The organism is Bradyrhizobium sp. USDA 4461 (assembly GCF_054055655.1).
Genome location: NZ_JBSRXM010000001.1, coordinates 4,219,194 through 4,230,057, shown reverse-complemented (window position 1 = coordinate 4,230,057; position 10,864 = coordinate 4,219,194). Strand labels below are relative to the sequence as shown.

11 protein-coding genes are annotated in these 10,864 nt (G+C 63.7%); 3 read left to right on the top strand and 8 right to left on the bottom strand.

Features of this window, described 5'->3' with window-relative positions:
• Positions 1 to 75 precede the first annotated feature (75 nt).
• Genes ACVINW_RS19645 through ACVINW_RS19635 form a run of 3 tightly spaced genes read left to right on the top strand, consistent with a single transcriptional unit; the run spans position 76 to position 2,176 of the window.
• Positions 76 to 870: a nodulate formation efficiency C protein gene (locus tag ACVINW_RS19645; RefSeq protein WP_456752807.1), complete on the top strand. Its 795-nt coding sequence runs from the start codon at positions 76 to 78 to the stop codon at positions 868 to 870.
• A gap of 10 nt (positions 871 to 880) precedes the next feature.
• On the top strand, positions 881 to 1,654 hold the full coding sequence (locus tag ACVINW_RS19640; protein ID WP_456752806.1) for a hypothetical protein: 774 nt from the start codon (positions 881 to 883) through the stop codon (positions 1,652 to 1,654).
• A 30-nt stretch (positions 1,655 to 1,684) separates the two neighbouring features.
• Positions 1,685 to 2,176, top strand: a complete 492-nt coding sequence (locus ACVINW_RS19635; RefSeq protein WP_456752805.1) for a hypothetical protein — start codon at positions 1,685 to 1,687, stop codon at positions 2,174 to 2,176.
• 435 nt (positions 2,177 to 2,611) lie between these two features.
• On the opposite strand, the gene ACVINW_RS19630 is transcribed toward ACVINW_RS19635, so the two are convergent.
• The 8 genes from ACVINW_RS19630 to ACVINW_RS19595 all read right to left on the bottom strand — a co-directional run bounded on the left by ACVINW_RS19630 (position 2,612) and on the right by ACVINW_RS19595 (position 10,863).
• On the bottom strand, positions 2,612 to 3,922 hold the full coding sequence (locus ACVINW_RS19630) for a type II toxin-antitoxin system HipA family toxin (protein WP_456752804.1): 1,311 nt from the start codon (positions 3,920 to 3,922) through the stop codon (positions 2,612 to 2,614).
• Positions 3,919 to 4,212, bottom strand: coding sequence for a helix-turn-helix domain-containing protein (locus ACVINW_RS19625; RefSeq protein ID WP_456752803.1), 294 nt, complete (start codon positions 4,210 to 4,212; stop codon positions 3,919 to 3,921). Before ACVINW_RS19625 ends, ACVINW_RS19630 begins: the two co-directional genes overlap by 4 nt.
• 376 nt (positions 4,213 to 4,588) lie before the next feature.
• Complete coding sequence (locus ACVINW_RS19620; RefSeq protein WP_456752802.1) at positions 4,589 to 5,491, bottom strand: terpene synthase family protein; 903 nt, start codon at positions 5,489 to 5,491, stop codon at positions 4,589 to 4,591.
• The gene (locus ACVINW_RS19615) at positions 5,488 to 7,038 is read right to left on the bottom strand and encodes a hypothetical protein (protein ID WP_456752801.1); all 1,551 of its coding nucleotides are present in this window, start codon (positions 7,036 to 7,038) and stop codon (positions 5,488 to 5,490) included. The genes ACVINW_RS19620 and ACVINW_RS19615 overlap by 4 nt, the downstream gene beginning before the upstream one ends.
• A gap of 210 nt (positions 7,039 to 7,248) precedes the next feature.
• Positions 7,249 to 8,256, bottom strand: coding sequence for a polyprenyl synthetase family protein (locus ACVINW_RS19610; RefSeq protein ID WP_456752800.1), 1,008 nt, complete (start codon positions 8,254 to 8,256; stop codon positions 7,249 to 7,251).
• A gap of 123 nt (positions 8,257 to 8,379) precedes the next feature.
• Positions 8,380 to 9,723, bottom strand: coding sequence for a cytochrome P450 (locus ACVINW_RS19605; protein WP_456752799.1), 1,344 nt, complete (start codon positions 9,721 to 9,723; stop codon positions 8,380 to 8,382).
• Complete coding sequence (locus tag ACVINW_RS19600; RefSeq protein WP_456756444.1) at positions 9,723 to 10,568, bottom strand: SDR family oxidoreductase; 846 nt, start codon at positions 10,566 to 10,568, stop codon at positions 9,723 to 9,725. The genes ACVINW_RS19605 and ACVINW_RS19600 overlap by 1 nt, the downstream gene beginning before the upstream one ends.
• Entirely contained in the window at positions 10,555 to 10,863 is a 309-nt protein-coding gene (locus ACVINW_RS19595; protein ID WP_456752798.1) for a ferredoxin, read from the bottom strand. Before ACVINW_RS19595 ends, ACVINW_RS19600 begins: the two co-directional genes overlap by 14 nt.
• Position 10,864: the final 1 nt, after the last annotated feature.

Below are 10,864 nucleotides of genomic sequence, written 5' to 3'. Positions count from 1 at the left end.
GAGCAGCGTATTTGTGGTTCGCTTCGGGATTGACGCGTCGCGAGCGAACAGATGGATCCGGGTAGCAGGTGAAAAATGGCTAGAAGACGCGCGCAGTGGTTCCGTCTTGGCCTCTTGCTGGCCTGCTGCGCCGGCGTGGCCGTTACAACGAGCAGTGTACGCGCCAACGATAGCGCTCTCGTGCATAAGGTCAAATCAACCTGGCGATCGCAAGACGGCGAGACCGTTGAACAGATTATCTGCAGGGTCTCGCAAGTGGCGCACTTGGCTCCCCGAACGTGGGGCGTTGCTGGGAGAGCCGGCCGAAACGAATATGTTTTCTTTTCGTGGACCAGACACGGCGACAACAGATCGAACGAAACGTATGTCATCACGTGGAAGTTTTCGCCTGATGGGACGCCCGAGATCGCCTCGACATATGCAAAGCCGATGGAGCTGGGCTGGCGCGCCTTCGCGCTCTCACTGATCGCAGCTGAGGTCACGGACGGTGAAAAGGACGTGAATCGTCGCTTTCTGCATGATCCGGTCAATTTCAACTTCGTGACGACCCGACAAGGCAAATTGGGCGATCTGCTCGGCCGCGGCCGTTGCACGATCGTTGGACCCGTCGGCGTGGATTACCTGCCGAAGATGGACGACGCGAATCAGACCACGAAAGGCGATCTGTGGCGCGTACTGCTTTTGGTGAACTGCAATATTCCCGGGCCGGATTACTTCACTCGCAAAGGCGTCATCACCTTCGAAAAGCGCGAGCGACAGGATTGGGAGCCGCAATCCCTTTTTGCCAGGCGGATCGCGACATTTCCCCCAGGCTTCTGGTTTGATCATATAGAGCAGAATGAGCGGGACGCTCTGGAGAGCGCGCGATAGGTCTTGAAAAATGAACGTAGAGAACAACTTCGCGGCGCGGCTCCTTGACGCCGGACGTCTTGCGGCAATCGCACGTACATGCGGCCTGGAGGCCGATGTTTCGTACTACGTCGATGAGGCGCTCAAGGAGCTTTGGCGCACCAGGCCGCCCGAGGAAGCAAAAGCGATCGCAGAGCGCTGGGTCCTGTGGGACGCAAAAGGGAGACCGTGGCCGCGCATGCCCCCGCTGGAAAACGTCATTCGGCTTCATCGGGCAGGCTCGACAGAGACATCAGTCGTCAACCGGCCGACGACGCCTTTGCAGGCAATCCGCGACTGGTTCGAAAAACAGGATGAACAGGTTCGATACGAAATCGCCGGCATGGCGGCACTCTTGATCTTTGAAGGCAGCAATCTTCTCGACCTCAGCAGCCGAGAGTGGTGTGACTGTTTGCGGAAGTGGCTAAACGAGGCGGGACTGCCAAACAATGCCGTTATCGGCCGTACTTTGACGTTCCGCACCTGCTTTGAGTATTTCGGCGAGAGCAGGTTCACTGAAGCAGGGTGGACGCGGTCCGAAGAGGCCGCTTGCAAAATTCTTGAGGATGCGAAGCTCGACCCGAACTCCGAAACCGCGCATCTCGCATCAATTGCCCGGAAAGTGCTGGATACCTCACCCTCGTGGAAAGGCAGTTGGATCGAAGCGGGAAGGTCCTGGAGAAAACTGACCGAAACAAGCCTCACACCCCGGGCTCTCAGAGTTTGGAGCGCCTCGCAGATGGAAAAGAGGAATCTTGAGCCCTGATCGAAAACCGCGGCGGCTCCGCGGCTATCGGTGCAGATTGTTTCTATCGCGCACCTGTGTGCCTCCGATCACGTCGCAGCGATGTCGATAGCCGAGGCTGTGCAACTCTTCTCTTTTCCCGGCCCGCACCGGCGCGTCCGTCCGGGCCTGGTTGCACCGTCCTCGGTCTGGCGACGCAAGCGCGTGGCGCTCGTCGGCTTCGCTACCGCAAAAGGTGCGCCCCGCCTCCTCGGTCGCAAGGGCCGCGACGAGCTCTGCAGCCTCGATAGCGACACGCCCGGCAGCATCGAACGCGGCGATATTCTCTGCAGTTTCGACATCATCCGCCCCAGTACCCAATTTGGGGTGCATAGTACCCAAAATGGGATCGATATGACGAAAGAGCTAAGCTTGGCGAGTGCGCTTTTTTCCAACGTACAGCAACGCGTGCTGGGGCTCATCTTTGGCAATCCTGAACGCAGCTTCTATACCTCGGAAATCTTGCGAAGCGTTCATTCGGGTAGAGTCATCCTCGCGACGTAGTTCTCGTCGATCGCGATGGTGATCAGCGCCAGTGCACCGGCCAATCAATTAAAACTAAGCATTATTTCTTGCTGATCCGGGATGAACGACCAGTCGTTCGGATGATTGCCCTACTTGGCGCGACCGATTTTCTTCGCAGCCGTAGCCAACAAATTTGCCTTCTCTCCGAATCTGTTCGAAATTTCTCGAAGTTCCCGGCTGGGTACACCATAACTTTCGATACGTATCCAAGAAGGCCCACCAGTGACTTCAAAACTCAGAGGCGGAGCGGCGAGCAGATTCAATCCACCGTTGCCGAAGTGATCCACTTGATACGTGTGCAGGCGGCTGCGGCCGATATCCTTTAACTGGATAACGACGACAACGGCCTCGAGATTGCGCCTCGCCCGTTACGGGTCACTCACTTCGGGCGGTGATCGCAAAAAGCATTACATGTCACGGCGCCGGCGCAGCGGTCGCTCCGTATTGTTTTGCGATTGCCTCGCAGCGTGCCGAAATGCCGTCCAGCATCGCATCAAGCACCGGTTCCTTCAATCCGCCGCTCCGCGCTTCCTTCACGACGCTGCTCAGCGCGTCCGGTATCTTTCCGGCGAGCGCGACCAACCGCGCGATCATCTCGTCGGGATCCATCTGCATAAGCTTGGCCTGGCGCTCCCAATGCCGCGGCTGGATTTCGGAAAACTTGTAGTAGCCACCGATCTTCATCGCCATCCGCAGCCTGCGCCGCTCATGTTCGTCGTCGTCATAGGGTACGAAGCTCAGGACGTCGTACAGCGGCGCGAGATACATCCTCCGTCCCGGAAGATGGACGACCGAAAAGTTCTTCGCGTGCGCGTCGGTGCCGAGCACGAGGAAGTTGAACGCGACCATCTCGGCGAACTTCGCCTTGTCCGCCTCAGGGTCGGTGGCATAACGCAGCACTTCGTTGGAGATCTGCTCGATCGAGGGACCGCCTTCGCTTTGATACTTTGTGGCGGGATGCACCCCCAGCGCCTGGCACATGTCCTCCTGATGAAAGCGTCGGACGACTCCGTCGGTCCCGATCTCGCGGTCGTATCTGGTGACGACGATCGCGATCTCTTCACCGAACTTTCCGACCTTCACTTCGGCTGACGTGATTCCTACGCGGCTCGCCAGACGCAGGCATGCGTATTCGTTCTCGATCGTGCCCCGGAGATGAGGCATGGGCGGCTTGAGGATGTGCGTGGTCGCGCGGCGACCGCTTGGTACGCCCCATCTCTTTCCGTCGAACAGCAAGGCCATTTTTGGCTGCGCGCCGGCGAGACTGAAATGCCCCCGGTCGCTGTCGCGACGCCCCGTCCACGTCCTCTCCTCGCGCAGGCGCTTGAGGCGACTTCCGACCTCCGCGTCGTCGATCCACTGGACCTCACCGGGCGAGCCGGCACTGGCGGCCATCCATTCGTCGGTAACAATCTGGATCGCGCCCGCGCAGTCCTCTCCGACCTTCGACAACAGAGCGAACGCACTGTTCGGCGATACGCCGTAGATCTGCCCCCACTTCTGCAAAGTCTGGTCATTGTCCGGAAGCAGATTCCAGAGATAGTTGGCCACCTTGGCGCCTGACTGCTTCCTCGCGGCGAGAGGCAGAGACATAGAGAGCGGAATCTGGATCCTGTCCGCCGCGAGCCAGCGGTCGGCATACTGGAGGCCGAGTACGCCACTATTCATCTGCTCGAGGCGGCCAATCGGGACGCCGCCCATCAAGACATTCAGGAATTTGCTCATCGGGCTGGACCTTTAAGGAAGCTTGGCTCGTCGAGCGCAAGGTCACCACTGTCCAAGGGCTCATCTCGAAGGGACTTTGGAAAGTTTTCGATGCTCAGATTCAGCCCCAGAATGGCCATCGCCTTGAGCACTGTTCCGAGGCTTGGATTCTCTAGGCGGCCCGTCTCGAACTGGGAGATCCATTCCTGGTTGGTTCCGAGCTTGGTGGCGAGCTGCTTCTGGGTCAGGTTCCGCTCCTGACGGGCCTGTCTCATGGCCAGTCCGAAATCATTGATGGTTTTCAAAATCATGGGATGCCTCTTATGAGTTTTAGCCAATATATACGAGATATGAGCTATACACAATATTGCGTAAGTATTAGTTTTATCTCATAACTCCAAAATATGCCTTAAAACTAATACTGAAAACGTTTCTTACCGGCATATTGAAAAAGCTGGAGGACCGGCCGGCAGGAGATGTTTGGGTTGTGACTTCAGCCGTATTCCCCAGCCGCCGAACAAACGCTTCGCACCGAAGACCTTGCCGGAAATACATCCTCGATCCTAAGCGCGACGACCGGCCGTGACACATTGCGGAATAGGCGATCGCAGCCGCGGCCGGCCAAGTGCCGTACCGATATGCCGATGTCGCGGGAGGCAAGATATTCTACCGTAAGGCCAAGCGCGTTCAGGCCGGCGCACGCTGGCCTCCCCCTGCAGCGTCGATGCGGTAGCGGCCGGTCGAGGTCTGGTAGTACTGCGCGCGGATGGCCGCCATGGCCTCGATCAACGGTCCCCACGGCGCGGGAAAGCGTTCTTCCGCCATCACCCGGTGCAGCATGCGCGTATGGCCGGCCAGCTCGTCGTTGAGGAACTCCATCACAGGCATAGCCGGATAGCGCTGCAGCAGCAGGATCGCCGCGTTGTCGGCCTCGCCGCCCGACCTGTCCTTGTCGTGTCCATGCAGATCGTTCTGCAGGCGCCCTATCGCGGAGATGAGCCGCAGGACTTCGCGAAACGCCGGACGCGCGCGCAAGGTCGCCATATCCAACCCCCACAGCAGCGACAGGCAACAGAACACGTTCGCGTAGGCGATCGAATCGATGCCGTTATGCAGATACTCAGCGTAGGACCAGCGTTCCGCCCCTGCCGCCTGCGCGTGTCCGGCGCGCAGCGCCGCGCAGTAGCGGCGGGTATCGTCGAGAAGCTGAGCATAGTCGCGAGGATCGTAGGCGAGCGCGGCCAGCGAGGCGCGCAGCACGGCGCAGCCCTCGAATCCGGGGAGCGCGCACGGCACGCCCTGCCCCAGCGCCTGCTCTACCGCGGTGAGCTGCTGGGGCGATATCAGGCCAAGGTCGTTGCAATCGTCGAGCCAGAACAGCAGCGCCAGTTCGCGATAGAACGCCACGATCAGCGTTTCGTCCTGCGGATCGCGGCCGGTGCGGGCGCTGGTGTCGCGCAGGCTCGCCTGGATGCGCAGCAGGATATACTGGCCACCTCTGACCGCTTCAACGGCATGCTCGTCGGCGAAGGCGGTCAGGGAACGCCCCCACTCCAGCACCTGCTGCAGCGCGTGGTCGGTCTTCATCATGGCGCCGCTCCTGCTTCCTCGGCCGGTACACGCTGCCCCAAACGAAGCGCCAGCAACAAGCCGGCGAGTTCGGCCACGCGCACGACCCGGGTGGGGCAATACAGTTCCTTGCCGATCCAAAGCGGCGTCTGCGGCAATGCATGCGCCGTATAGCGGGCGAGCATCCACTCCAGCGCGCGCGCCACCGCCTGCGCGATGCGGCGGCGCCCTGTGGGCTCTTCGCTCCCGTCGATCACGGACAACGCGAACAACGCGTAGGCGGTTTCCTCGAATGTGGAGGCGCGACCGGCGCCCCAGCCGCCGTCGTGACTCTGCGCCTGCAGCAGCGCCGTCAGCGCGCGCTCGTCCCGCCACCGGGACTTGCCTTGCGCCAGCGCGGCGACTGCATGTGCGGTGGGATACAGCCACGAAACGTGCCATTTTTCGTTGTCCCACAGACCGTGCCGGTTGCGATTGGCTTCGACGTAGGCGCTGGTGCCGACGGCGGGCTTTCCCGACAGTCGCAACGCGTGCAGGGCATGGATGTTGGTCGACACGGAGGTATTGCGCTCGCCGGGGAAGGTGACGAACAGCTCGCTGGTTTCGAAATGGCGCAACGGATCGACGGCTGGGTCGCGGCCTGCAAGGCGCAGGACGCACAACGCAACGGCGGTGTCGTCCGCATCGGCCGCGAAGTGCAGGGCCGGGCCCAGACCGCGCGCCCCCAGGCGGGCGTCGAGCTGCGCGACGATGATGCGCACCGCCTCGGCGAGCGCCGGATGCGCGAACAACCCGGCCAGATGCAGGGTATACAGCGACCAGCATGGCTCGAAAATATTGATCGGCCAGACGTTGGGAACGACACCTTCGATGCCGCTGCGCGTCGCCCGCGATGCCGCCTGCAGATACGCGTCGGCGCGCCCGAGTTGCAGCGCGCTCCCGGGTGTCGCGGCGTGAGCACGCCACGCGGCGGTGGCCGCCGGACTGATGCCGATGCTGCCGTCCTCATCCGGGCATGCGGTGATCGCCGACGTTCCCCAGGCTTCCCAGGAGTGCAGCAACGGATGGCCGCTCGGCAACCTCGCCATCGCGCCGAGCTTGTCCAGGCGCGCTTGCCGCAACGGCAACAGCGCCGGGTGGCGGGGAAACGCCACGCTGCCCGGCAGGGATGCGGCCTCGTTGCATAACTGCGGCAGGATCAGCTCCGCGCCGATCGGCGCATCTTCCGGCACCGCATGCGCGTAAGGATCGGACTGGCGCTGAAGGAAGCGGGTTGCGGCCTTGACTGCGTCGGCAGCGCCGGGAAGGTGATCCGCGCGCTGCAATGCCAGCAACGCCGCCCAGGTGGGCGCATGGCGGAATAGCGGAAAGTCCACGCTTCCCCATCCGCCATCGCCCTGTTGCTGAGCGATGAGCCACGCGTATGCGTGCTGCCGACAGGAGACGTTGCCCTGGAACTGCAGAGCTCGCGCCGTGTCGTAGACGGACGGGCCAATGCTGCCGCCATCGCTCATCTCGCCCAGCAGGTGGCGCAATTCGGAAACGATCTGTTCGGACAGCGCGTTCACGCAGGATGTTCCTTCTGCAGACGGTCGACGAGAGCCGGAATCGGGCAGATGCGGCGCCGTCGCCGCAGGTCCGCCGCCAAACTTGCGCATCGCCCCGTGGGCGCGGCACTGGGCGAACAACAGCGATCCCGGACGTGGGACACGGTGCAGCATGCACCGCTGCCGCCGGCCGATCGCAGCGGCAAAGGCGCTGCTGCATGCGAGCGGCGCTTATGCGCATGGCGCATGCTTGAACAGATACGCGTCAGCCCGCTGCAGCATCTGCGCCAGCCGTTCCGAACGCGGTCCCAGTGGGGCGATGGCCTCCCCGGCATCGCGCAACAGATCCGGTACGAACTGGCGCGCTGCCTCCAACCCCATGATCGAGGCGCAGGTCGGCTTCTGCGCCGCCGCATCCTTGCCAGGGGTCTTGCCCAGCGTCGCGACATCCGCTGTCGCGTCGAGAATGTCGTCGATCACCTGCAAGGCCAGCCCGAAACAGGCGCTGTAGCGATCGAGCGCATGGTACAGCGCAGCGTGCGCGGCATCCTCCGCTACGACGCAGAGCGCGCCCATGCGAATCGAGGCGCGCACCAGCGCTCCGCTCTTCATCCGGTGCATCGCCAGGATCGTGTCCAGCTCGACATGCTTTCCAACCAGCGACAGATCAATGGCCTGGCCCCCTGCGGCCCCCTCGGCGGACACGGCCTGCGCCAGTTCGCGCACGAGCGCGATGCGCTTGTCGGGCGGCGCATCCAGACTCGCCAGGGTCAGGAAGGCGTGCGCCTGCAGCGCATCACCGACCAGGATTGCAGTGGCTTCGCCGTACTTGACGTGCACGGTCGGAAGGCCGCGGCGAAGCACGTCATCGTCCATCGCGGGCAGGTCATCGTGGACCAGGGTACAGGCGTGCATCATCTCGATGGCGGCACCGACGTCGTCCAGCGCGCGCGCCGGCGTGTCGGCCAGTGCGCCGGCAGCCAGACAGAGCAAGGCGCGGATGCGCTTGCCGCCTTGCAAGGTGGCGTAGCGCATCGCCGCCATCAGCTCGGTCTCACCGTCGTTGTCGGCGCAGAGAAGACGGGCCAGCACCTGTTCGACCCGCTTTGCGCCGTCCTGCATCCAGATCTCCGGCAGCAGTTTGCCGGATGAACCGGGCGCCTGCGCCTCCAACGCGCCGAGGGCGGAAACGCGAGCTCCGCGATCCTGTAGCGTGGAATCGGTCTGCTTGTTGTTCATGTCCTCGTACCTGACAGGAGAGGGCCACGCGCGAGCCGCGGCGGTATTGCCGGCATCGCACCGCGCGCGCGCTGGTTCAACAATGCCGCGCCTCGCTGGCGCTGCTCCCGGGTCAATGCCAGCTCATGAGAATGCGATGCGGCTAGTCATGGACGGATGCGCGGTCGGGTAATAGCGCCGGCCTTTTTCGGCGTCGCTCAGCAACCGCGGCCGCACTCCGGCCTTGTGCATGGTCAGCGCCAAGGCAATGGAGAACTGCACCAGTTCCAGCCATGCCAAATGGTAGCCCATGCAGACGTGTGGGCCGGTACCGAACTGCAGCATGTCTATCGGCCGGATCGGCTCGGAGCGTTGCAGCCACCGCGCCAGGCGGAACTGATCAGGCGCATCGTGCAGCAGCGCGGAGGTCGAGAAATACAGCAGCGGGATGCATAGATCGGTGCCCGCGGGAATGCGCCGTTGACCGAGTCGCAATTCACGCAGTGCGCGACGCACCAGGAGCGGCGTCGGCGGATGCAGGCGCAGCGTCTCGCGGAACAGCGCCTCGGCGACCGGACACTGGGCCAGGTCCGCGTGCCGGGTCGGTACCGCGCCCACACGTTGCGCCTCCTCGACCAGGGCGTCCCACAGGAGAGGCTGCCGCGCCAGCTCGATCACCATCCAGGCCATCGTCGAGGCGGTGGTGTCGTGACCACCAAGCAGCAGCAAGCGGATATTGGCGACCAGGACGTCATCGGAGAGCGCATCGTCGCTGCGATCGAAGGCGCTCACCATGTCGTTGATCAACCCGGTGCGCGCGGCATGTTCGCGCGCGGTGCGGACGAACTCGCGCAACCGCGCGTCGATCCAGTCGCGGGCGGCGCGGCCGCGCCGCAGGGGCAGTCCGGGCAGGTCGACCGGGGGCGCTATGATCAATTGCAGCAGTTGCTGGTACTTGCGATGCCATCCCGGCAGCTCCTGCGTGGGGATCCCCACAAGGCTGAAGATGAGCTTGAGCATCAGGTCGCCGGTTTCGCGCAGGATGGCTACCTCGCCGCGGTCGCGCCACGCCTGCACCCGCGCCTCGATGATGGGCGCTAACAGGTCGCCGATGCTGGCCTCGGTCAGCCCCGTTGGCAGGAACGCCGCCTGGATCGCATCGCGCGCCTTTCGGTGCGTGCCGCCGTCCTGCGTGACCAACGTTCCGCGGAACAATTCGGGCGCGATCTCTTCAATCAGCGCCGAGGTCACGTCCTTGTGCCGAAGCAGTGCGAACGCATCCGGATCCAACCAGGTCATCAGCTGTCCGACAGGGCCGAAATCCAACCAGAAGTGGCTGCCCAGCGTCCGTTCCGCGTGCCGCAGCAGGCGCGGCAGGCTGCAGACGACGGCGGGAAGATGCCCGACCATGGGGAAAGCGCCGGGCAAGATGGGGATGTCGTTCCGCAGCCGGTGCCGACGATTTAGCGGGTTGAGCAGCATGTTCATCAACCGCGCGGTGCCGCGGCCGCTTCGGTGGTCTCACCGGCAGGCCGCGCGGCGCGGCTGTTGCCACCGTCGGCGTAAGTCGGCACATGTGCCAGCATGCCGCCGTCGATGCACACGACCTGGCCGGTGATGAACGCAGCATCGTCGGAGAGCAGGAACGTCACCAACGCGGCCACGTCCTCGGGGCGTCCGACGCGCGGCAGGAGCTGGTGCCGGCGCAGATGCCGTTGCATGCAATCGTCCAGCTTGGCATGGAGACGCTCGGTCATGATGAGACCCGGCGCAACCGCGTTGCAGCGGATCTGCGCATGACCGTACTGGGTGGCAAGCGAGGCCGACAGCATGTTCATCGCCGCTTTTGACGCGGCGTAGGCTGTCAGCGCGGTGTCACCGCTGAGCCCTTGACACGACGACATGTTGATGATCGCGCCACCGCCACGGGCAATCATCCGCGGGATGGCCTGCCGGCAGCAGAGCAGCGTGCCGCGCAGATTGGTCGCCATGGTCTGGTCCCAGACCGCCAGGTCCAGGTCGAGGATCGCGCGGTCGCGCGGGGTCAGATCCATGGCGCTCGCGTTGTTCACCAGCAGGTCGACCCCACCGAAGCGCCGCTCCGTCGTCGCGAACAGCGCTGCCACCGCCTGCGGATCGGCAATGTCCATGGCAAAGGCCAGCGCGTGGCCCGCTTCGGTCGCGATCTTCGCGGTGCAGGCGATGGCCGCCGAGCCATCAATGTCGGCCACCACCACGCTGCCGCCCTCGCGCGCGATAGCGATGGCACATGCCTTGCCGATACCGGCGCCGGCGCCGGTCACCACCGCCACCTTGCCTTCAAACCGTCCCATCGTCTCTTCCTGGATTGCATTGATCTTTGCCGGCATGCCGCTCGGCCTCGGCCGGAGAAGGCGCCGGGTCGGCGTTAGCGCGCTCGTCGTCACCAGCGTCGCGTTCGATGACCCGAATGGCGGCGACCGGGCACTGGCTAGCCGCGAGCCGCACGGCGGCGTGCAGCGCCTGCGGGACCGTCGTCACGCACACTTCGGCCACGCCGTCCGGTTCGCGCTGGCGAAAGGTGCCCGGCAGCGTCAGTGCGCACTGCCCGGTGGTTCCGCACAGATCCTGGTCGACCACGACGCGCATC

What these genes read in the sequence shown, in the direction of transcription:
- ACVINW_RS19605 (WP_456752799.1), bottom strand. Translation starts at nt 9,723, where the DNA reads ATGAACATGCTGCTCAACCCGCTAAATCGTCGGCACCGGCTGCGGAAC.
- ACVINW_RS19620 (WP_456752802.1), bottom strand. Translation starts at nt 5,491, where the DNA reads ATGATGAAGACCGACCACGCGCTGCAGCAGGTGCTGGAGTGGGGGCGT.
- ACVINW_RS19600 (WP_456756444.1), bottom strand. Translation starts at nt 10,568, where the DNA reads ATGGGACGGTTTGAAGGCAAGGTGGCGGTGGTGACCGGCGCCGGCGCC.
- ACVINW_RS19610 (WP_456752800.1), bottom strand. Translation starts at nt 8,256, where the DNA reads ATGAACAACAAGCAGACCGATTCCACGCTACAGGATCGCGGAGCTCGC.
- ACVINW_RS19595 (WP_456752798.1), bottom strand. Translation starts at nt 10,863, where the DNA reads ATGCGCGTCGTGGTCGACCAGGATCTGTGCGGAACCACCGGGCAGTGC.
- ACVINW_RS19630 (WP_456752804.1), bottom strand. Translation starts at nt 3,922, where the DNA reads ATGAGCAAATTCCTGAATGTCTTGATGGGCGGCGTCCCGATTGGCCGC.
- ACVINW_RS19645 (WP_456752807.1), top strand. Translation starts at nt 76, where the DNA reads ATGGCTAGAAGACGCGCGCAGTGGTTCCGTCTTGGCCTCTTGCTGGCC.
- ACVINW_RS19625 (WP_456752803.1), bottom strand. Translation starts at nt 4,212, where the DNA reads ATGATTTTGAAAACCATCAATGATTTCGGACTGGCCATGAGACAGGCC.
- ACVINW_RS19640 (WP_456752806.1), top strand. Translation starts at nt 881, where the DNA reads ATGAACGTAGAGAACAACTTCGCGGCGCGGCTCCTTGACGCCGGACGT.